This window comes from Rhodanobacter sp. A1T4 (assembly GCF_014207185.1).
In the GTDB taxonomy this organism is placed as follows: domain Bacteria; phylum Pseudomonadota; class Gammaproteobacteria; order Xanthomonadales; family Rhodanobacteraceae; genus Rhodanobacter.
This window is the reverse complement of the sequence record NZ_JACHCP010000004.1, coordinates 267,193-287,748: the sequence shown is the minus strand read 5'-3', so window position 1 is coordinate 287,748 and position 20,556 is coordinate 267,193. Positions and strand designations below refer to the sequence as shown.

Below are 20,556 nucleotides of genomic sequence, written 5' to 3'. Positions count from 1 at the left end.
GCCTTCATGCATGGCCCTCGACTGACAGCTTTTGCTCGGAAAGCTTTTCCGCCACACGCAGCACCGCAGAACGCGAACGCGGATTCACGGCAATTTCGGCGTCGGAAGGAAACTGCGCCTTGCCGATCGCAACCAGTCGCGCGGCAGTGACAGCCACCGGCGGCCCGCGTCGACTGTTCTGCACGCGACCGGACTGATCGCGGATGAACATTTTCACCGCACGATCTTCCAGCGAATGGAAGCTGATCACCGACAGACGACCACCCGGACGCAGCCGTTCCAACGCCGCGTTCAAGCCCTGCTGCAGCGAATCCAGCTCGCCGTTGACATGAATGCGCAGCGCCTGAAAGCTGCGTGTGGCCGGATGCTTGCCCGGCTCACGTCGGCCGACGATGCGCTCGATCAGTGACGCCAGCTGACCGGTGCGGGTGAACGGCTTGGCATCACGATCTTCAACGATCGCCCGCGCGATGCGGCGACTGTGGCGCTCTTCGCCAAACGTCCACAGCACGTCGGCAATTTCACGATCGGTCGCGCTGGCTAGGAAGTCGGCCGCGCTTTCGCCTTGCGTGGTGTCCATGCGCATATCCAGCGGCGCATCGGCCATGAAGCTGAAGCCGCGCTCGGCCTCGTCCAACTGCGGCGACGACACCCCCAGATCCAGCAGAATGCCATCTAGGCCTGCGGCGGTTTCGTCCCATTCGGCCATGGTGGAAAAATTGGCGTGGCGAATCGATACGCGCGGATCGACAGCGAACTCGGCCTGGGCGGCGGCAATCGCCTGCGGATCACGGTCCATCAGCAACAACCGACCGCTGGCGTCGAGGCGCGACAGCACGGCGCGAGCGTGGCCGCCGCGTCCGAATGTACCATCGAGATAGCGCCCTCCAGACTGCACAGACAGTCCCTCCACCGCTTCATCCAGCATCACCGGGATGTGCCGCAATTGCTGCTCGGCCATGTGCACTCCCGCTCCCATCCTGCGTCTGTTGCTGCACCCGGTTAAAGGCGCAGATCTGCCATCTGTTCGGTAATTTCGTCCTCGCCAATGGTTTGGCGAATCTTGGCGAGATGCGCCTGTTCGCTCCAAAGCTCGAATTTGTTGCCCATGCCCAGCAGCACAGCTTTTTTCTCGATGCCCGCCGCCGCACGCTGACTGGCCGGGAGCAGAATTCGCGCCGCACCATCCGGCTCGACTTCGGTCGCCGCACCCACCAGCTTCATCTGCATATCGCGATGCGCCGCCTTGACCTTGGGCAACGCATTCACCTGATCGCGCACCTGCTCCCACTCCGCGTACGGAAACAACCACAGGCAGCCCGACTCGAAGGGGTTGTAGGTGATCACCAGCCGATTCGCGCACTCGCCCGCAACCTGCTCCCGATAGGATGTCGGGATGGCCAGGCGGCCCTTGTCGTCGACAGTGATGGCGGTTTCGCCTTGGAACACGATGCGCAGACTCCACTAAAACCCACGATTTCACACGTGAACCCACGATAGTCTCGCCACATGAGACTGTCAAGGAAATTTCGCTTGTGAATCAAGGAGAAAGGCGAGATTGTGTTCGTATTTCCAGCGCTTTCTCACAAACCTATGCAAGGTGCTTGAATACGCAAGTTTTTTTGTGAAACAGGCATAGCTTGCGGCAACGCGATAGCAGCCCATTCGATGGCATTCGGGTTCAACCCGATGAATCGGCGTTCATGCCCAGCCGATCCCACGCATCACCACCGGTGCGGCTAATGCCGTACCGGTGGTGAAACACGCTTTGAAGAGGTGGAGTCGGCCTGTAAGCCGGGTTCTGTACGTCTTGCGACGCGACAGTCATTCCTCTCGGCCAGACGTCACCGTCTGGCTCCAGCAACCTACCCGGGAACAACGCGGGCCGCGTTATCGTTCCCCTATTTGGTCTTGCTCCGAGTGGGGTTTACCGTGCCACGCGACGTTAGCCCCGCGTGCGGTGCGCTCTTACCGCACCCTTTCACCCTTACCACGCACATCCGAAGATGCCGTTCGGCGGTCTGCTCTCTGTTGCACTGGCCGTCAGCTCACGCTGCCCAGGGGTTACCTGGCACTCTGCCCTGTGGAGCCCGGACTTTCCTCGATACGCTTGCGCGCGACGCGACTGTCCGGCCGACTCCGTGTGGAAGTATAGGGGAAGCGACACGCTGACAGAGCCGCGTAGGTTGGCGGCGAGCGCCAGCGAACCCCAACGAAACTCCACCTTCATCGAAAATGTTGGGGTTCGCTGCGCTCACCGCCAACCTACGCGCCAGTTCGTGGTTCCGCGCATTCGTTACTCCTCATTCCCCGGCTGATAAAGCAGCTTTCGCGGCGCACCACTGATAACCGCCGCCAACTTGGCCGCCTTCGCGGGCGGCAATTCATCTCGCAAAATCGCGAAGACGCGCCGCCCTTCGGCAAGTTTCGCATCGGCTTCCTCACCACGGCCGGCAATGAGAATCACGTGCTCGCCGCGCTGCTGATCGGGGTCGTTCGCCACCCGCGCCGCCAGATCTTTCAATGGCTCACCCAGCACCGTCTCGAACATCTTGGTCAGTTCGCGCGCCAGCACCGCTTCGCGGTCGCTACCGAAAATATCGCGCATATCGGCAAGGCTCTCGGCCACGCGATGCGATGACTCGTAGAAAATGACCGTACGCGCATCTCCAGCCAATTCCTGCAGTCGACTGCGTCGCGCCGCGGCCTTCGGCGGCAGAAAACCTTCGAACACGAACCGGTCGCTGGGCAAACCGGCCACCGACAAGGCCGCGATCGCCGCGCAGGCACCGGGCACCGGAATGCAGCGAATGCCGGCAGCGCGCGCCGCGCGCACCAAACGAAATCCCGGATCGCTGATCAAGGGCGTGCCGGCATCGGAGATCAACGCCACCGATTCACCCGCCAGCAACCGCCGCACGATGGCATCCACCGCATCGCGCTCATTGTGCTCATGCAGCGCAATCAACGGCGTATCAATGCCGTGATGGACCAGCAGCGGGCGACTGTGCCGCGTGTCTTCGGCGGCGATCACCGCAACTGCCCGCAATGTATTGATGGCACGTGCGGAAAAATCCTCGCGATGACCGATCGGGGTGGCGACCACCCACAGGCTGCCTGACTGAACTGATGACATCGTGAATTCCTGTGCCGCGAGTCGGCAAGTCGATCGGCTATGATCGCGCATTGCTGACCATGACGATCAAGGGATTTCTCATGCGCCTCATGCGCCATTCGCGAGCCGCAGCGATCGGACTGCTTTTTTCATTGACGCTGAGCAGTTGCGTGCCGACCAACGTTCAACGCTCGCCGGCTGATGTTGCTGCCGAGCAAAGCGCCGACGCGCTCGCCAGACAGGGCCAGTTCGACCAGGCAGCACAGGCATATCTCGCGCTGGCCGGGCAATCGTCCGGCAACGCCGATCACTATCGCCTGCTGGCCGCCGAAGCGTGGCGGCAGGAAGGACAAATACAACGCGCCGCGCCGACACTCGCACTGATCAAGCGCGACCGGCTGACTGACAACGAACCACTGCGCCTCGATCTGCTGCGCGCCGAGCTCGCGCTGAGCCAGCACGACGCTGCAACAGCGTTGCAACTCACCGCGCAAACCAATGCCACGATTCCACCGGAATTCCAGCTGCGCCTGCTGGAACTGCGCGCGCGCGCTTTGGAGGAGAGCCGCGACTACTGGGGAGCCGCGCGCACTCGTGTGCAGATGGACGATCAGCTGAGCGGCATCGATCATTCGCAAAACCGCCAGCAGATACTCAGCCTGCTCGGCAAAGTGGGCGTCGACCCACTCAAACAGCGCGCGGCAGCGATGAAACCCAGCGACCGCATGCTCACATGGGTCAACGAAGCACTGACTCAACTTGGCGTGACCGTGGCCGGGCCGCAACCGTCGCTGCAGCAACCGGTCGGTACCTTGCTGCCGGGCGCGGACGCCAACGTGCGCGAGGGTTACAAGGTGCCGCAGCAAATCGCGCTATTGCTACCCGGCGATGGCAATTTCGCAGCGGCCAGCGAGTCGGTGCGCGAGGGTTTTTTCACCGCCTATATCGATGCCGGACACAATCACGCGCCGCGTCCCAGCGTGCGCGTCTACAACAGCCACGGCACCGCCGATGGTGCAGTCAAGGGCTACCAGCAAGCAGTTACTGATGGTGCGCAACTGGTCGTCGGCCCATTGACCCGCGGTGAAGTGGCCGCTGTGTTCAGTCAGAAAAATCTTCCCGTGCCGCTGCTGGCGTTGAATCATCCAGACGACAAGCAACTGCCCGGCAATGACACCAGCGAGTTCGGCCTGCTACCGGAAACGGAAGGCGCGCAGGCTGCTGACCATATGGTCGAACGCGGCGTGCGGCATGCTTATGTGCTGGTCTCGGGCGACGACTTCGCGCAGCGCGCTGCCAATGCGTTCAAAGCTGAATTTGCCGCGCGTGGCGGCGAGTTGGTCCATATGACTACCTTGACGACATTTACCAGCGCGCTTGCCGGTCTCAGTTTCGATAACGCGGCCAGTGATGCAGGGATCTTTATCAGCATGCGGCCGAACCAGGCGCGCTTGCTGATTCCACAGCTGGCTGTTGCCAACGTGCACCTGCCGGTATTTGCCACCTCGCATATTTACGAGGGCACGGATAACGCCACGACCAATCGTGACCTGGAAGGCGTCGAATTTTCGGATGCGCCGTGGCTGTTTAACGCCCAGCCGGGCCTGCCCAATCATGACGATATCGCCACCCAGCTGCCGGCCGCACAAGGGAGTGCCGCGCGACTGTTCGCTTTCGGCATGGACGCGTGGAATCTGGTGCCCTATCTTGACTGGCTGCGTAGCCACCCCGGCAGCTACCTGCCCGGCGCCAGCGGGCAACTGACCGCGGATCAGTTCGGCCGCGTTCGCCGCGTGTTGATCTGGGCCAAATTTCAGGACGGTTTGGCACGACCGATCAGCGGCAGCCTGGAGATGGATGACGTTCCCGCCAGCGCGCCACCTACGGGCGATCCAACATCCACGCCACCCGACACCATTGCGCCAGCCAGCTCTGCCAGCAGCAACGCGCCTACAAGTACCGATCAGCCAACCGGCCACTGATGCGCGCCATCGGGAATGCCTTCGAGCAACGCGCCTGCGCCGAACTCGAGCGCGCAGGTTTGAAATTGCTGGCTCGCAATTACAACACGCGATTCGGCGAGCTGGATCTCGTAATGCTCGACGGCAACACAATCGTTTTCGTCGAAGTCCGCTACCGAAAGCACTCCGCGCATGGCGATGCCGCGGCATCGGTGACAGCGAGTAAGCGCACCAAATTGATCAAGGCAGCGGAATTCTGGTTGGCAGAAAATCCCAAACGCGCGAATTCAATTTGCCGATTTGACATATTCACTTACGACGGACTGCCCGAAAATGCGCGTGGCACATGGCTTTGTGACGCATTCGACGCTAATTGAATATAACAAATTTGTAACACTAGCTTTATAAAATTCGTTGGGGCAGAATCAAGTTATACGTTGTTCAGGGTATCTTCTCTGTAGACGCCGAAACGCAGTGCCTTATGGTGCTCTGATTTCGAAAACACAATAGTTTTTGTGAAGTTAGCGGTAGCTATCAAATAGCGTGCCGAGCCAGGGGTCAGAATGGAATCGGAAATTTCTACATCGTGGGAGCGGGGGCTCTCACTGCAAAGTTATCGGGGATTGAGGCAAAAGCCTACACACCTTGTAGCTTTTTTCTGTCGCTCTCCGGCGAGCTTCGCTGTACGAGAACGCGGGGCAACTCACTTACGCTTATCCGCCGCCACCGATTTCGGATGGCACGCTTTATTGCGCGCCATCGTATTGAAATGCCGCGACACCACACTCTTTATTAATCCCGACTCATTCCCTTCCACAAATTTTGCGAGTGCGATGTGAATAAGGCCTTCTCAAACACCGCCCTGATGGGCGTTCCCATTCTTTTGGCTTTCGTGATCGCTGGATGCGGCACGCCGCCGGCGAAGGATTTCGGCGGCTCCTGGAAACCCGTCAATCACTTCCAGGACCAGACCACCGAAATACCGCTGGCGCAGGCCTACACGTTTTATGCCTCGCCGATGGATGGCACCCTGAAAACCATGCTCACGCGCTGGTCGACGGATTCGGGCATGACGTTGTCCTACCAGCTGATGTCCGACTACACGCTCTACAAGCCGGTAGCGCAAATTCACACACGGGATATCCGATCCGCCGCCGCCGAGTTGAATGCCATCTACGCTGCGGAAGGAATTTTCATCACCATCAACGACAAGCAGATTCTGGTCGGGGTAGCGGATGTGTCCAAACCTGATGCGTCGGAGACAAAGCCAGCGTCGACCGCGACCAAGCCGCCTGCGCCTGCGAGCATCAAACGATGAAAACGACTATTAACGTTGTAACAACCCATCTGGATTTTTGCTAATGGCGGACAAGAAAACAGCCAGTCGAAAAATTGACGACACGGTCAACCGATCGGTCAATTTCGAGCTGACCATTGCAGATTTCGCCAAGCGCAGTGAACGGCGTGCTTGGTTGGTTGCCTTTTCCGCGACCATCGTGGCGCTGATTCTGCTGGGCGGCTACTTCTACATGCTGCCACTCAAGGAAAAAGTCCCTTACGTCATCATGGCCGATGCCTATACGGGTACCAGCTCCGTCGCGCACCTGACCGAGGATTTCACCAACCGTCAGATCACCACTAGCGAAGCGATCAACAAGAGCAACGTCGCGCACTACATCATGGCACGCGAGTCTTATGACAACTCGACTATGGCGTACCAGAACGGATGGATTACATCCATCGTCATGTCTTCCCCCAAAGTCGCCAACGCATACAAGAATCAAGTTCTGTCGACGACGAATCCCGATAGTCCATCCAAGCTATATGGCAAAGATAGTTCGCTACAAATCAATATCCTCAGCATCTCTTTACATGGCGATGGGGTCGGTCAAACCCCTAAAAGTGCCACTGTGCGCTTCCAAAGGAGCGTCTACGACAAGACAAGCGGTTCGACCAAACCATTGGACAGCAAAATCGCCACCTTGGAATTTACATACATGCCTGATCTGCGAATGGATGACCAATATCGGATTGAGAATCCCCTCGGCTTTCAGGTTACCGACTATCGCGTCGACAACGATTATGAGTCGTCCGCACCGGTCGCAGTTCAGGGTGCGCCGATTGCCAACAACGCTCAGCCAGCCACTGCGGCCAACGCCAATGCTGGCCTGCCGGCAAGTACGTCCACTGCAATCACGCCTCAAACCATGCAAACAGGTTTGCCCTCGCAGCCACCCATTCCACAGCGTGAAGCTAGCCAAGTCACAGCTCCGGGTGTGCCTGCCTCGAACAATACCGCCAATGGAGTGGGTCACCGATGAACCAACCAAGCAAACTGGGTCTGGCGGGTGTCATGTGTCTGGTCATGGCCAGCATGGCATTTCCCGTCAAAGCACAAGTGATGGAGCAGTACGAGTTTCAACCCGATCGCATCTACCCTGTGCGCACCGGATTGGGCATCACCACCCAGATCGAACTGAGTCCCAACGAAAAAATTCTCGATTACAGCACGGGCTTCAGCGGCGGGTGGGACCTGACGCGGCGCGAAAACGTCTTCTATCTGAAGCCGAAGAATGTTGACGTCGACACGAACATGATGATTCGTACAGCGACCCATTCCTACATTTTCGAACTGAAGGTGGTCGCCACGGATTGGAAGACACTCGAGCAGGCCAAGCGCGCCGGCGTTCAGTACAAGATCACCTTTACTTATCCAGGGGCCACCAGCTTCGCGGCTGCGGCCAGCAAAACCGCTGACGTATCCGAATTGAATACGTCTCTGGTCAAAGAGCGCGACTACAACTTCGACTACAGCTATGCCACACGCAGCAAGGCCGCGCCCTGGCTGGTACCTATCACCGTGTATGACGACGGGCGCTTCACCTACATCAAGATGAGCGATCTGAAACAGTTTCCCACCGGTAATTTTCCCACTGTCTATATGCGCGAAATCAGACATGGTGGAGACGTGTTGGTCAACACAACCGTGGAAGGCAACACCATCGTCGTTCACGGCACCTATGCCTACCTGGTCATTCGTCATGGCAACAATGTCGTTGGTCTGAGAAGGAACACTCAAAAGTGAGCTCAAATACTCCTAACCAACCCGGCGATGGCTTCGATCGCGAGAACGCGCCATCACCCGACCGCAACGACCCACTGGCGAGTAATCCATACTCCAATCAGTATCAGAAAAGTGCGGCTCCCGACCTAGATGCCAATGCGCCGACATTGAAATCCAGCGATTTTCGGCAAATGAATCGCCGCGCGCTTTTCTACCTAGCGGCAATTGTCGTATTGCTGCTCGCAGTCGCCTTCTGGCTCATCAAGAGCCCTTCAAGCAAAGCACCTGCTCCCAAGCAAGCAGAAACCATTACTGTGCCTCAGGCGCCTATAGCTCCACCGCCGTTGCCTGCCACACCGTTGGTTCAAGCTATTCCCCTCAACACAGGGCAGACGCCACCCTTGCCGATGGTCACCCAAACTGTACAGCCTCAGCCTACGAAACAGCAGGGGCCAAGCTTGCTTGAGCGCCGCCTTGCGGAAGAACAAGGCAATCCCACTTCCGAAACGCCGCCAGTATCCGCAGCGAATCCACCCAAGGACCCGGGCGATCAAATTGGTGAAATGGAGGATTCCAAGACCAGCGCTCAGCCGCTGAGCAATCCAGACACCATCATGGTTCGGGGCACCTTTATCCGTTGCGTGCTGGAAACCAGGATCATCAGCGACTATCCAGGCTTTGCTTCATGCGTAGTTACCGAGCCTATCTATTCTTTCACCGGAAAGCGTTTGCTTTTACCCAAGGGGTCAAAGGTGTTGGGTAAATACCGGGAAAAACCCATTATCGGCAATCGCCTTGCTGTCGTCTGGGACCGTATCATCACACCGACTGGCATCGACGTGAACATGTCCAGTCCAGGCGTCGATGATCTCGGCAGTTCCGGCAATCCGGGTTACCTCGATTCGCACTGGGGTAGCCGTATCAGCGCCGCGCTGCTGATCAGCATGCTCAGCGATGGGTTCTCGTATGAGGCGGCCGAGCACGGCCCAAAGACCACCGCCCTTTCAGGTAGCGGTGTCGCGGTGGAAACTCCATTCCAGAGCAATACGGCGCAGACCCTGCAAACATTGTCTCAGCAGGCGGTGCAAAGTGCAGCCAACCGACCTGCCACGATCACCATCAATCAAGGCACCATCATCGATGTCTACGTCGCGAAAGACGTGGATTTCAGTGGTGTCGTGTCCAAATTCTGATTCACTCAACGCACGGTAACGGAACACCTATTTGTATGGACGACGCTACACCCATCGCCGAAGTCTCGAACGAGTTCCTGGACTACCAGTATCAAGTACTGGGTGTGCGGGACTTCATGGCGTCGCCCGAAGTCACCGAAATCTGCATCAACCGCCCGGGCGAGTTGTACTTGGAAAACCGCGACGGCTGGCAGCGCGTCGAGGTGCCAACACTCACCTTTGAACGTGCTCGACAATTCTGCACATCGGTAGTCAACGAGAGCAAGACCGGCCAGCGCATCACCGACATGGATCCGGTCGTATCGCTGACCTTTCCCACCGGCCAGCGTGCGCAATTCGTCCTACCGCCGGCGGTCGAGGCAGGCAAGGTCTCGATCACCATCCGCATACCCTCCAGGCACGCCAAGACCCTGGCCAATTACAAGGAAGACGGTTTCTTCGATCAGATTCTCGAAGACACGCACAAGCTCAGCGACCACGACCGCGAGCTGCTGGACCTCCGCGCCCAGCGCAACTATGCAGAATTCTTCAAGAAAGCGGTTTTGTACAAGAAGAACGTGGTCGTCTCCGGCGCTACCGGTAGCGGCAAGACTACCTTCATGAAATCGCTGGTCCAGCACATTCCGGACAATGAGCGGCTGGTCACCATCGAGGACGCGCGCGAGCTATTCATCGAGCAGCCCAACGTCGTGCATCTGCTGTACTCCAAGGGCGGCCAGAGCGCAAGCAATGTCACCGCCAAGAGCTGCATGGAAGCCTGTCTGCGCATGAAGCCCGATCGCATCATCCTGGCCGAGTTGCGCGGCGACGAAGCGTTCTACTTCATCCGCAACTGCGCATCGGGCCACCCCGGTTCCATCAGCAGCTGCCACTCCGGCAGTACCGAGCAAACCTGGGATCAACTCGGGCTGATGGTCAAGGCATCCAACGAAGGCGCCGGCCTGGAATTTGCCACCATCAAGCGCCTGCTGATGATGACCATCGACATCATCGTGCACATCAAGTCGCACGCTGGAAGTCGCTACATCACCGGTATCGACTTCAACCCTAACCGGCACTTGTCGCAGGAGGCTGCATAATGACTCTATCGAATTCGCAGCTCCGAAAGGCAAGCCCATGCTAACCGGAATGGAATTGATGTCGTGCCCCAACCAGGCCGTGCCGGCCGAGGTCATGCACCACATTGTGCATGTCGAATCCGGCTACAACCCCTTTGCCATCGGCGTTGTCGGCGGTCAGCTGGTGCGCCAGCCGCAAAGCCTCGATGAAGCTGTCGCTACCGCGCAGATGCTCGAAACCAAGGGCTACAACTACTCGCTCGGTGTGGCGCAGGTGAATCGCAGCAACCTGGCCAAATATGGTTTGGATACCTATGCCAAAGCCTTCGACCCCTGCCTCAATCTATCCGTTGGCTCGCGCATCCTCAACGAGTGCTACTACAGTTCGGGTGGCGATTGGGGCAAGGCTTTCAGCTGCTACTACTCCGGCGACTTTGTCACCGGTTTCCGTCAGGGCTATGTGCAGAAAGTTTTCGCCTCGATGAGCCAGAACGCGCAGCCCGATAGCAGCGGCGCGGCACCTATCCCGTTGCAGTCGGGGGCAGTGACCGGCGGGCCCCGGCTTGTCTCGCGCGCCGATATCGTCAGCGGCATACATGCACCCATCGCACAACAGGACACCGCCGCTTATCGCGTCTCCATTCGCAGCACTAGCGTGCTGGATGCAATCGCCGCGCCGCTGGTCACTGCTGCCGTCGCTGCTGTGGTCCCCACCGCCAGCACGCCCGATCCGAAAATTGCCGCCGCAACCGCGTCAGCGACAGCGCCGATCCCGGCTACCGAGGTAGCCGCGCCCAGCGCGGACATCTTCGTGCCCAAGGTCAGCTATCTGGGTGATCCATCGGAATCCTCCTCCAAGAGTCCCGAGAGTAATAGGCAATCCAAACCACCAGCGACGCAAGCCGTCTCGCAAACCACTGCACGCAACCCAGTTGGCGATCCGACCGACCTGCGCCAGAAAGGAGGCGACGATGCCTTCGTCTTTTAAGTGGAAGCGCTCCCCAGGGCCGGGCTCAATGCATGAATCGGATAATTGCCGATGGCCAAGCCAGCACGACTTCGCTGTTCGCTATTCAACGCACTACCGCGCAAGGCATATGGTAACCATCAATCGTGGTCGGCCAAACCACCGATCCTGTCGACTAGGCGCGGGGATCAGCGGCATGGTTTTGAACGCATTGCCGTCGTATCAGAACAATACCGATCAATCGATCGGCGCAGTATTCGTCATGCAGGCATCCTGTTGCCTGCTGCGATGGCTCACACCAGGGCCGCAGTATCGCCTCGGATCAGCGAGGTGCTTTGCAACAGTCGTAAGCTGTGCGCAACACAGCTCTTTCTTCAGGGATGCGGCACCCGCCCGCATTCGTTTAAATCTTTCCTAAAAGGAATCCGAGATGAAAATTCAATTGTTTGCCGGCAGCACCGAAAGCACGGAATCCAGGCGCTCGCTTTTCAACGCCTATTTCAAAATGGTTGTGGTCGCCATGCTGCTCGTGCCTTGCATAGCATTCGCTGACAACGAAGCCTGTACTACGGTTGTTACCTCTATGGGTACCGTCAAAAGCTTGTTGAGTGCGATATCCGTCATAGTGGTGACCGTTGCAGTCATCTTTGCCGGTTACCAGATCGCCTTTGCGCACAAACGCATCTCCGAGGTAGCGCCCGTTCTCATCGGTGCGGTGCTGATCGGTGCTGCGGCACAGATCGCCACCATGTTCATTACCGCTGGTACCTGCTGATCGGTTCTGCAAATACTCATGCATAAAAACGCATTGTTCCGCGGCTGCACTCGCCCGCCCATGTTTTTGGGAGTGCCTTATATCCCCTTCTTCGTGTGCGTGGGCGGCTGCTTTTTGCTGGCCGTCTACTTCAGCTTTTTCATCCTTTTTCTGATCCCGGTGATCATCTTCATCATGCGGACCATGGCCAAGCGCGATGAGATGATTTTCCGGCTGATCGGCCTGCGTCTGCAATTCCGCATGAGAATGAGAAACCTGTCCGAAAACGATGGCATGTGGGTATTCACCCCCAACAGCTACCGCGGCCACAAACAGGAACCTTGACGAAGCGGCCCCGGCATGTTCCGCCGGGGTATTTCATGTGAACTAACCGGTACCGAAACATGTTCAGCCCCGACACCCCCATCAGCGAATTTCTGCCGCTGTCCACACACGTCTCGCCTACGGTGATCAAGACCACGGGCGGCGATTTCATGCTCAGCTGGCGCATGGGCGGCCTGCCCTTTGTCGGCCGCGATGAGTGGGAGCTGGAACACAAGCACAACACCTTCAACCGCCTGCTGCAAACCTTGCGCGCGCCGGATTTCGTCAACGTTGCATTTTGGACGCACGACATCCGCCGCCGCCGCAAGCTCACCGATCACAGCCATTTCCAGCATGCCTTCAACCAGCAGATGTCCGATGCCTACTATGGCGCGCTCTCCACACAGAAGCTGATGCAGAACGAGCTGTACCTGACCCTGCTCTACCGCCCCATGGTCAGCGGCAAGCGCTTCGCCGAAAAATCCACCGACGTAACCCAGTTGCAAGCCGAGCAAGAACAGGCCGTCAGCACCATCCTTGAGCTGGCCGGCAATGTCGAGGCGGTGCTGAAGGACTATGCACCCTACCGCATGGGCATGTATGAGGCCGCCAACGGCGTGGTGTTCTCTGAAGCCCTGGAATTCTTCGGCTACCTGCTCAACCGCATCGACGAACCGGTGCCAGTGCTCGATGCGCCGGTGTACCGCTATCTGGCGATCAGCAAGCAGCGCTTCTCGGCCAAGACGGGCGACTACGTGATCACCACGCCCACCGGGGTCAATCATTTCGGCGCCCTGCTTAACCTCAAGGAATTTTCCGATGGTAGCTATCCGGGCATCCTGAACGGGCTCAAGTACCTGGACTTCGAATACGTCATCACCCATTCCTTTACCCCGAAAGGACGGCACGATGCGCTCAAGGCACTGGAGCGCACCAAGGGCATGATGGTCTCCGCCGGCGACAAGTCCTTCAGTCAGATCGCCGAGCTGGACCACGCCATGGATCAATTGGCCTCCGGCAACTTCGTGCTGGGCGAATATCACTTCAGCATTGCCGTCTACGCAGCGGACCAGGCCACGCTGTCACTGCAGATCGCCGCCACCCGGGCGGAGCTCTCCAACGCCGGCTTCGTCACCGTGAAGGAAGATATAGCCGTCGCCGCCGCGTTCTACGCCCAGTTCCCTGGCAACTGGAAATACCGCACCCGGCTAGCCAACCTGAGCTCGCTCAACTTCCTGGGCTTGTCGCCGCTGCACAACTTCGCCGCCGGCAAGAAGGAAAACAATCCCTGGGGCGAGTGCGTCACCACCTTGCAGGCTACCAACGGCCAGCCGTACTACTTCAACTTCCACGCTACCCACCCGTCGGAAAACTCCCTCGGCGAAAAAGCCATCGCCAACACCATGGTCATCGGCAAGTCCGGCACCGGCAAAACCGCGTTGATCAACTTCCTGCTCAGCCAGGTGCAAAAGCTCAAGCCCACGCCGACCATCTTCTTCTTCGACAAGGACCGCGGCGCGGAGATCTTCGTACGTGCCTGCGGTGGCAACTACCTGGCGCTGGACAACGGCAAGCCCACCGGTTTCAACCCGTTCCAGTGCGAGTACACCGAAGCCAACGTGCAGTTCCTGTCGGATCTGGTCAAGGTGATGGCCGGCAAAAGCGTGTACTCCTCGCGCGAAGAGGAGGACATTTTCCGCGCGGTGGAAAACATCCTGGACACCCCGATCCATCTACGCAACATCACCAATTTCATGAAAAGCCTGCCCAACATGGGCGACGACGGCCTCTACGTGCGCATGAAAAAGTGGACCGCGGGCAACTCACTGGGCTGGGTGTTCGACAACCCCGTGGACACCATCGACCTTTCCAAGGCCAACATCATCGGCTTCGATTACACGGACCTGATCGAGAATCCCGAAGTCCGCGTGCCGGTCATCAACTACCTGCTGCACCGGCTGGAAGAGCTGATCGACGGCCGTCCTCTGATCTACGTGATGGACGAATTCTGGAAGATCCTCGACGGCAAGGGCGGCCTGAAAGAGTTCGCCAAGAACAAACAGAAGACCATCCGTAAGCAGAACGGCCTGGGTATCTTCGCCACGCAAAGCCCGGAAGACGCGCTGGCCAGCGACATCGCCGCGTCGCTGATCGAGCAGACGGCCACCATGATCCTCTTGCCCAATCCCAACGCCAGCCGCGACGACTACATCGACGGCCTCAAGCTTACCGAGGCCGAGTACGCGGTAGTCGTGGCCCTGGACGAGCGCTCACGCTGCTTTCTGGTCAAACAGGGCCACGCCGCGGCAGTGTGTCAGCTCAACCTGCGCGGTATGGACGACGCGCTGGCGGTGATCTCCGCCTCCACCGACAACATCGAAATCATGCACGAGGTGCTGGCCGAACGTGCCGAGGCCGAGGGAGTCACGGCCGACCAGCTTACGCCTGAACAATGGCTCAGTACTTTCTACGAAAACCGTAAAGGCAGCGGCAAAAAGCCGGCTCAACCAACCAGACCCACACGGCCGACGCGCTCGGCCACCATGTGACACGCGACACACTGGGAACACACTGCAACTTCAGCCAAGGAGAATGCCATGCAACACTCAACCACCTGCTCCAACCCCGGTCTCCGCTCTCCGCTCCTGGTGGCGTTCGCCTTGGCCTTGACTGCAATCGCCAGCGGCAGCGTCCACGCTCAAACGGGTATTTTGGTCCAAGATACCGTTCAGGAAAAAACTACGGGTTTGATGGCCACCTTCCAAAAAGTCACGGCATACGCGGAACAAGTTAAGCAATACGAACAAATGATCACCAGCGCTGAAAGCCTGGGCACCAACATCTCGCCATTTTCCAACAACCTCCAGCCGATCAGCGATCCAAGCTCGCTTATCCAGGCCAAATGCTCTGGTGGCTCCAGCGGGGGGGTCGTCGGCTCCCTGATGAGCAGCATGTCCTCGATGCTCAGTCAGAACATGGATCAAAGCCAGCAGCAAATCTGCGCGCAAATCGTCACCACCCAGGTGGACAAATACAACCAGACCGTGCTGATGCTCAACACGCTCAACGCCTACAGCACCTCGCTACAAAAGCTCACCGCCATGGCCAACGGCATCAGCAATATGGGCACCAGCAGCTCCACGACCACCCAGGCCACTACCTACAGCAGCCAGCTCACAACCCAAATGAGTAATTGGCAGGCGCAGATGAACGCCGACGACGCCATCATCAAAACCATGGAAGACCAGCAGAAGATCCTCAGCCACGTCGCACTCAACGGCAACGGCGGCGGCAGCTCCATCCTGGGCGACGCCCTGCCAGACACGGCCTTCCAGAACGCCATTGGAAACGTCGGCCCTTAACATGAAACGATCGTACAAGCGGGTCAACACGGTGGACCGAAAACCCGCCGCACCACAGGATTCAAGAGCGCAGGGCGCCACAGGGGCACGGATATGAATTTTGTCTTCTTCACGCTGATTTACGCCAAGTTGACCAGCATGATCAACTCGGCCGGCTTCGCCATGATGCAGTCGATGATGGCCTTCGTGTCGGGCATCGCGTTGCTGCTGATCACGTTGTGGATCATGGTGCTGGGCTTCCGCATCATCACCGGCCAGATGCGCGAGCCGCTGATGGGCGTGGTGGTAAACATGGCGCGTATCGGCTTCATCGTCACCGTCGCCAGCTCCATGTCGATCTTCAGCTCCGATATTTTCACTCTGACCACCACCACCCTTGGCGCGGAAATCAACCAGCTGGTCACCGGCAGCACCGATACGCTGGACGCCTCCATCGACAAGAATCTGGCCTATACCGAAGTGGCCATGAGCGCTATCGACGCCGTGCAACTGATCTCCAATGATACCCAAGACGCCGAACAGGCCAACCATGCCGCCTTTTGGGCGGGCCTGGGCACCGCCGGCCCGCCGATGACCGCCGCCGTGATGCTGCTGATGTTCACCTTTGCCCTAGCCCTGTTTGTCGGCCTGGGACCGATATTTATTCTGTGCCTGATCTTCAACGCTACCAAGCCGCTGTTCCAGCGCTGGCTGCTGTACGGCATCGGCACGCTGTTCTCCATGGCTGTGCTCAACCTGGTTACGGCGATGGTGCTGAAAATCACCGCCGGCGTGGCCGTGAGCATGTGGACCACCGCCTTGCTGGCGAAGGCCTTCAGTGTCAACGTAGAAGGCATTTCTCACCAGGCCTTGGAACAAGGCGGCCTGGGCATGATGATGACCCTGCTTATCGTCACCGTGCCGCCGATGGCCGCCAACTTCTTTCAGGGAACGCTGGGGAGTTTCATGGCTTACAGCGCCTTCGGCGGCGCTGGCGCGTCCAGCCAGCCCAGTGCACGGGGGCCCGCGGGGGCGCCAAACACACAGCAACCGAATTCCAATATTCAAAGTGGTGGCGCTAGCTCACTAAGCCACGGTACGGCTCTCGGCTCCAGTCAATCCGGCACCCATCAGGACCAGATCAAACAACCCGTTTCCGGTCCTCTCAATGCCCTTCTCGGCGGGAATGCCTACCGAATGGTCCAGGCGCCACCAACGACGCCCTCGGGCAGCTCAGGCTCGTAGCGCTGGAGGAACATCTGCATGAACACCATTCATCACATATGGATCAAGACCATCCTTCTCATGGCGGGGTTATGGCTTGCCAGCGGCGCGGTACACGCCCAGGAAGGGGCCGGCCCTTGTCCCCCAGGCATAGGCTATTACGGCACACACGATGGCATCCCGAGTTGCGGACAACCCGGCAACAGCCAAGCGCCCGCTGCGCACTACGAAGATCGCTGGGGGGCGATTGTCACGGATTTCTCCCATGGCAGCGTTGGGATGATTAATAACGCAGCAACGCAGAGCAGCGCCGAACAATTGGCCACTGCAGATTGCCAAGCTAAAGGCGGCGTAACCTGCAAAGTGGAAATTGCCTATGCCAACGAATGCGCCGCGTTAGTTGCAGGCGATAAAACCCACATTACACGTGCCGGCGCAACAGTCGAAGCGGCTATCCAGGCTGGGGTAAAAAAGTGTAGTGAAGAAGATAATCATTGCCGCGCCTATTTTTCAGGTTGCAGTCCGACCGTTCAAATTCAATAACTGATGCACTTCGCCTACGCCCGTATGAACACTATGCATCGCCTATGGATCAAGGCGATCGTACTGGTTGCTGGTCTATGGGTTACCAGCAGCGCGGTTCACGCCCAAGAAGGAGCGGGCCCGTGTCCACCAGGCATAGGCTATTACGGCACACACGATGGTATCCCGAGTTGCGGACAACCCGGCGGCAACAATCAAACGCCCGCCACGCACTATGAAGATCGCTGGGGGGCGATTGCGACTTACGAACCTAGTGGCGTTCTAGGAGCAGTGGTCAATATGCCAACCGAGATTGGGGCCAAAGAAGCTGCCATGGCCGATTGCCGCGCCAAGGGTGGTGGCTCAAATTGCAAATTCCAAATTACGTATCGCAATGAATGTGTAGTTATTATGGTCGGCGACAGAGCTTTTAACGTAACCCCTGGGGTAACGATCGATAGGGCAACTCAGTCGGGCATGCAGATTTGTAGTGCTAATGGCAATTCCAATTGCCACACTTTTTATTCCGCTTGCAGCCCAGCGGTACAGGTTCAATAACTGATGCCCTTCGCCTACGCCCGCATGAACACTATGCATCGCATATGGATCGCGGCAAAAAGCTCTGTCAGCGGAGCAAAAAGGTTCGCGCCACTGTTTGCCCTGGTAGGAGGGCTGTGCGGAGCCATGCCGGTCTGCTCAGCGGGCAATGCCACACCGAGGTCGCAAAGCTCCACCCTAGCCACTACGGCGCATTCCGCCTCGGCTGCCCTGCCCCAGGCCAGAGCCTTCTCTTCCTCACTTAGTTGGGCGTTAAACAAAGACATGGCTTACACCGATGCGCACAAGACGCTGCTTGCGCAAGGCTGGACGCCGGAGAAAGATTTGCGCTGCAAGGCCCACGTCGGTGCGAACGAAGCTCTCTGCAAGGCCACGCCAGATTTGAAGGTATGCCGGATATGCGACGAGATTCCCGAACTGAGCGCGTACAGCGATGAAGGCGATGCGGCAGTGCATTTCACCCATGCCCGGCAACGGCTGACGATAAATGCCTCCGGCTCGATCAGCGACTGGAAGGTTGCCCGGCAACGATTCGCGCTTGAGCGTCTCGGATTGGCAAGTGACCAAGTGACAAGAGAACGGAAGACCGGGTATCGAAACCATCGACCCTTTTGCGGAATGCACACGGAGAACGAGCATGAGCAATCGATTAGGCGACCTGTTTAGTAGAGGCGAAGGCGGCTACAACTCCTTCAATCGCGGCAATGCGGGCGATGCTGGCGGCCAGACCTTCGACTTCTCTCCACTGACGTTGGGTCAAAGGCCCGGCGTTGCTGGGAATTTGTCCAGCGATGGCGTTCCAAGGGCTGATGACGGAGCAAAAAGCTGCGCGCGCGAAGTTCCAAGCTCCGTTAGTGGTGCGAGAAGCCTCGGGTGGCCAGCGCTATGCCTCTTTACCGTTTGCGCCCTTCTTCTTTGCCTGCTCGTGATGACTCCCGCGCCGGCCAGCGCTCAGACCAAGCCGCTTGGAGTACCCAACGGCAATGCGCAGATCAGAATCACCGGCATTTATTCGAACATGGCTTATAGCGCGCAAGAAGGCGACGTGCTTGGCACCGAGGTTTTCGTCGTCAACACAAATCAGGGCTATTACGTCGTCTTTCAGTCGGGTGAGGGTGAGCCCACGGTTCCGGTGGTCGTTCCAGCCGAAGTATCCGGGTCATCCATCCATTTTGCGCTGCCACCCGGGGTCGTGGGGGGCACCTTTACCGGAACCATCGGCTCATCCCAGCTCACCGGTTCGTTTTCAAGCAATCATCAAGTCATCCACCTGAAGCGCAAAGCCAGTTACTGGCAATGAGCCCACATTGCTTCGCTCGCTTGCGCACGGCGCACCCGCACCAAAACCGGAGGATCGCTCATGAATGACCCGCAAACACATCTGGTACCGGTGACTCTGCCGGGTCGAGGCGATACGTTTCTCGATCAGTCCATGGTCCCCAAAATTCATACGTTCGTCGAGGAAGCCCACAAGCACGGTCTGGATATCCGTTTCAACAGCGCGTTTCGGACACCCGAACAACAGGCGGGGCTTCACCACGACCCCACCGCCATCACGCCAGCGACCCACAGCCTGCACTCGGCCGGATTCGCGGTGGACGTCAAGGACTTTATGCTTATGTCGGCCAGCGATCAGAAGATTGTTCGCGAAGCCGCGAAAGCCGCAGGCCTGCAATGGGGCGGCGGGTTCAACTCACCTGACCCAGTGCATTTTTATGCCGATCCGCCCATTGACCGGATGACGGCGATAGCCAACGCCACCAGGCAATACCAGGATTATCAGCAGCACCACACTCACCCTGCGGGTCAAAGCCAGGCCTCACTCGGGCAGGTCACCTCCGAAAAGGCGAATGCCTCGCACGAGTACGTCCTACGCCAAGATGCCCACGGCGCCGCCGTGCATGCGCTGCAAGCGGACCTCGCCATGCTCGGCTATCAAGACGGCCACGGTCACCCCTTGAAAGCCGATAGCGACTTCGGCCTCGACACCCGCCACGCCGTGGAACGCTTCCAGCACGATCACGGCCTGACCGTGGACGGCATTGCCGGACCGAAAACGCAGGAAGCTATTCACCACGCGCAGGCCAAGCACGTTGTACCCAGCCTTGCCGATCCGAAGAACCCCGACCACGCTCTGTACGAACAGGCGCGCCTCGCCGTGCACCACCTCGATGCCGGCATGGGACGTACCTCCGATCTGCAGAGCGACCAGTTGGCCGCCTCACTGGTGGTGGCTGCCAAGCGCGAAGGCCTGACCGCGATCAATGAGGTACGGCTGAGCGAGGACGGTTCTCACGCCTTCGCCGTGCAGGGTCCACCGGATTCGCCACTGCGGCACATCGCCCACGTGCAGACCGCCGAAGCGGTGAACACACCAATCGACAAGAGCAGCGCGGCGGCGCTTGCGGTAGCGTCGCCGCAGCCAACCGCACCGTTGATACCGCAACAGCAATCCAGCATGCATGCGCATTAGGC

At 58.6% G+C, this 20,556-nt stretch carries 20 protein-coding genes and 1 other RNA gene; 17 read left to right on the top strand and 4 right to left on the bottom strand.

Translation table 11 applies throughout. The annotated features are described in order from the left end of the window. Nucleotides 1-4: 4 nt before the first annotated feature. The 4 genes from rsmH to rsmI all read right to left on the bottom strand — a co-directional run bounded on the left by rsmH (nt 5) and on the right by rsmI (nt 3,136). Complete coding sequence (gene rsmH, locus HDE80_RS09970) at nt 5-961, bottom strand: 16S rRNA (cytosine(1402)-N(4))-methyltransferase RsmH (protein ID WP_184670434.1); 957 nt, start codon at nt 959-961, stop codon at nt 5-7. 41 nt (nt 962-1,002) lie between these two features. Continuing rightward, nucleotides 1,003-1,449: a division/cell wall cluster transcriptional repressor MraZ gene (gene mraZ / locus HDE80_RS09965; protein WP_184600626.1), complete on the bottom strand. Its 447-nt coding sequence runs from the start codon at nt 1,447-1,449 to the stop codon at nt 1,003-1,005. A gap of 325 nt (nt 1,450-1,774) precedes the next feature. Next, nucleotides 1,775-2,141: RNase P RNA component class A (rnpB, locus tag HDE80_RS09960), an RNA gene on the bottom strand. 155 nt (nt 2,142-2,296) lie between these two features. Beyond that, nucleotides 2,297-3,136 carry a 16S rRNA (cytidine(1402)-2'-O)-methyltransferase gene (gene rsmI / locus HDE80_RS09955; protein WP_184670432.1) on the bottom strand — a complete coding sequence of 280 codons (840 nt, stop codon included), beginning with the start codon at nt 3,134-3,136 and terminating at the stop codon, nt 2,297-2,299. A gap of 80 nt (nt 3,137-3,216) precedes the next feature. On the opposite strand from rsmI, the gene HDE80_RS09950 reads away from it, so the two are divergent. The 17 genes from HDE80_RS09950 to HDE80_RS09865 all read left to right on the top strand — a co-directional run bounded on the left by HDE80_RS09950 (nt 3,217) and on the right by HDE80_RS09865 (nt 20,554). Then, nucleotides 3,217-5,097 (top strand): penicillin-binding protein activator, encoded by a 1,881-nt coding sequence (locus HDE80_RS09950; protein ID WP_184670430.1) that lies wholly within the window; start codon nt 3,217-3,219, stop codon nt 5,095-5,097. Further along, the gene (locus HDE80_RS09945; RefSeq protein WP_184670428.1) at nt 5,097-5,453 is read left to right on the top strand and encodes a YraN family protein; all 357 of its coding nucleotides are present in this window, start codon (nt 5,097-5,099) and stop codon (nt 5,451-5,453) included. Before HDE80_RS09950 ends, HDE80_RS09945 begins: the two co-directional genes overlap by 1 nt. 488 nt (nt 5,454-5,941) lie before the next feature. Then, nucleotides 5,942-6,394, top strand: a complete 453-nt coding sequence (locus HDE80_RS09940) for a toxin co-regulated pilus biosynthesis Q family protein (RefSeq protein WP_255483687.1) — start codon at nt 5,942-5,944, stop codon at nt 6,392-6,394. A gap of 43 nt (nt 6,395-6,437) precedes the next feature. Beyond that, a complete protein-coding gene (locus HDE80_RS09935) occupies nt 6,438-7,397 on the top strand; it encodes a type IV secretion system protein (protein WP_184670426.1) in 960 nt (319 codons plus the stop codon). A 32-nt stretch (nt 7,398-7,429) separates the two neighbouring features. Then, entirely contained in the window at nt 7,430-8,161 is a 732-nt protein-coding gene (locus HDE80_RS09930; protein ID WP_255483686.1) for a TrbG/VirB9 family P-type conjugative transfer protein, read from the top strand. Then, on the top strand, nt 8,158-9,333 hold the full coding sequence (locus HDE80_RS09925; RefSeq protein ID WP_184670422.1) for a TrbI/VirB10 family protein: 1,176 nt from the start codon (nt 8,158-8,160) through the stop codon (nt 9,331-9,333). Before HDE80_RS09930 ends, HDE80_RS09925 begins: the two co-directional genes overlap by 4 nt. A 35-nt stretch (nt 9,334-9,368) precedes the next feature. Then, nucleotides 9,369-10,412 carry a P-type DNA transfer ATPase VirB11 gene (gene virB11 / locus HDE80_RS09920; protein ID WP_184670421.1) on the top strand — a complete coding sequence of 348 codons (1,044 nt, stop codon included), beginning with the start codon at nt 9,369-9,371 and terminating at the stop codon, nt 10,410-10,412. A gap of 37 nt (nt 10,413-10,449) precedes the next feature. After that, entirely contained in the window at nt 10,450-11,379 is a 930-nt protein-coding gene (locus HDE80_RS09915; protein ID WP_184670420.1) for a lytic transglycosylase domain-containing protein, read from the top strand. Nucleotides 11,380-11,788: 409 nt separating this feature from the next. Next, the gene (locus HDE80_RS09910; RefSeq protein ID WP_184670419.1) at nt 11,789-12,133 is read left to right on the top strand and encodes a TrbC/VirB2 family protein; all 345 of its coding nucleotides are present in this window, start codon (nt 11,789-11,791) and stop codon (nt 12,131-12,133) included. Nucleotides 12,134-12,151: 18 nt separating this feature from the next. Further along, nucleotides 12,152-12,457 (top strand): VirB3 family type IV secretion system protein, encoded by a 306-nt coding sequence (locus HDE80_RS09905; protein ID WP_184670418.1) that lies wholly within the window; start codon nt 12,152-12,154, stop codon nt 12,455-12,457. A 59-nt stretch (nt 12,458-12,516) separates the two neighbouring features. Next, nucleotides 12,517-14,985, top strand: coding sequence for a VirB4 family type IV secretion/conjugal transfer ATPase (locus HDE80_RS09900; RefSeq protein WP_184670416.1), 2,469 nt, complete (start codon nt 12,517-12,519; stop codon nt 14,983-14,985). A gap of 48 nt (nt 14,986-15,033) precedes the next feature. Next, nucleotides 15,034-15,798, top strand: coding sequence for a hypothetical protein (locus HDE80_RS09895; RefSeq protein ID WP_184670414.1), 765 nt, complete (start codon nt 15,034-15,036; stop codon nt 15,796-15,798). Nucleotides 15,799-15,891: 93 nt separating this feature from the next. Beyond that, complete coding sequence (locus HDE80_RS09890) at nt 15,892-17,022, top strand: type IV secretion system protein (RefSeq protein ID WP_184670412.1); 1,131 nt, start codon at nt 15,892-15,894, stop codon at nt 17,020-17,022. Between the two features lie 18 nt (nt 17,023-17,040). Continuing rightward, nucleotides 17,041-17,544, top strand: coding sequence for a DUF4189 domain-containing protein (locus tag HDE80_RS09885; RefSeq protein WP_184670410.1), 504 nt, complete (start codon nt 17,041-17,043; stop codon nt 17,542-17,544). Between the two features lie 540 nt (nt 17,545-18,084). Next, complete coding sequence (locus tag HDE80_RS09875) at nt 18,085-18,747, top strand: hypothetical protein (RefSeq protein ID WP_184670407.1); 663 nt, start codon at nt 18,085-18,087, stop codon at nt 18,745-18,747. After that, nucleotides 18,719-19,381 carry a hypothetical protein gene (locus HDE80_RS09870; protein WP_184670405.1) on the top strand — a complete coding sequence of 221 codons (663 nt, stop codon included), beginning with the start codon at nt 18,719-18,721 and terminating at the stop codon, nt 19,379-19,381. The genes HDE80_RS09875 and HDE80_RS09870 overlap by 29 nt, the downstream gene beginning before the upstream one ends. A gap of 60 nt (nt 19,382-19,441) precedes the next feature. Further along, a complete protein-coding gene (locus tag HDE80_RS09865) occupies nt 19,442-20,554 on the top strand; it encodes an XVIPCD domain-containing protein (protein ID WP_184670403.1) in 1,113 nt (370 codons plus the stop codon). Nucleotides 20,555-20,556 lie beyond the last annotated feature (2 nt).

Excerpts from the sequence above, each read along its gene's own strand:
- rsmH (WP_184670434.1), bottom strand. The coding sequence starts at position 961 with ATGGCCGAGCAGCAATTGCGGCACATCCCGGTGATGCTGGATGAAGCG.
- rsmI (WP_184670432.1), bottom strand. The coding sequence starts at position 3,136 with ATGTCATCAGTTCAGTCAGGCAGCCTGTGGGTGGTCGCCACCCCGATC.
- HDE80_RS09950 (WP_184670430.1), top strand. The coding sequence starts at position 3,217 with ATGCGCCTCATGCGCCATTCGCGAGCCGCAGCGATCGGACTGCTTTTT.
- HDE80_RS09945 (WP_184670428.1), top strand. The coding sequence starts at position 5,097 with ATGCGCGCCATCGGGAATGCCTTCGAGCAACGCGCCTGCGCCGAACTC.
- HDE80_RS09940 (WP_255483687.1), top strand. The coding sequence starts at position 5,942 with ATGGGCGTTCCCATTCTTTTGGCTTTCGTGATCGCTGGATGCGGCACG.
- HDE80_RS09935 (WP_184670426.1), top strand. The coding sequence starts at position 6,438 with ATGGCGGACAAGAAAACAGCCAGTCGAAAAATTGACGACACGGTCAAC.
- HDE80_RS09930 (WP_255483686.1), top strand. The coding sequence starts at position 7,430 with ATGTGTCTGGTCATGGCCAGCATGGCATTTCCCGTCAAAGCACAAGTG.
- virB11 (WP_184670421.1), top strand. The coding sequence starts at position 9,369 with ATGGACGACGCTACACCCATCGCCGAAGTCTCGAACGAGTTCCTGGAC.
- HDE80_RS09915 (WP_184670420.1), top strand. The coding sequence starts at position 10,450 with ATGCTAACCGGAATGGAATTGATGTCGTGCCCCAACCAGGCCGTGCCG.
- HDE80_RS09910 (WP_184670419.1), top strand. The coding sequence starts at position 11,789 with ATGAAAATTCAATTGTTTGCCGGCAGCACCGAAAGCACGGAATCCAGG.
- HDE80_RS09905 (WP_184670418.1), top strand. The coding sequence starts at position 12,152 with ATGCATAAAAACGCATTGTTCCGCGGCTGCACTCGCCCGCCCATGTTT.
- HDE80_RS09900 (WP_184670416.1), top strand. The coding sequence starts at position 12,517 with ATGTTCAGCCCCGACACCCCCATCAGCGAATTTCTGCCGCTGTCCACA.
- HDE80_RS09895 (WP_184670414.1), top strand. The coding sequence starts at position 15,034 with ATGCAACACTCAACCACCTGCTCCAACCCCGGTCTCCGCTCTCCGCTC.
- HDE80_RS09890 (WP_184670412.1), top strand. The coding sequence starts at position 15,892 with ATGAATTTTGTCTTCTTCACGCTGATTTACGCCAAGTTGACCAGCATG.
- HDE80_RS09885 (WP_184670410.1), top strand. The coding sequence starts at position 17,041 with ATGAACACCATTCATCACATATGGATCAAGACCATCCTTCTCATGGCG.
- HDE80_RS09875 (WP_184670407.1), top strand. The coding sequence starts at position 18,085 with ATGCCCTTCGCCTACGCCCGCATGAACACTATGCATCGCATATGGATC.
- HDE80_RS09870 (WP_184670405.1), top strand. The coding sequence starts at position 18,719 with ATGAGCAATCGATTAGGCGACCTGTTTAGTAGAGGCGAAGGCGGCTAC.
- HDE80_RS09865 (WP_184670403.1), top strand. The coding sequence starts at position 19,442 with ATGAATGACCCGCAAACACATCTGGTACCGGTGACTCTGCCGGGTCGA.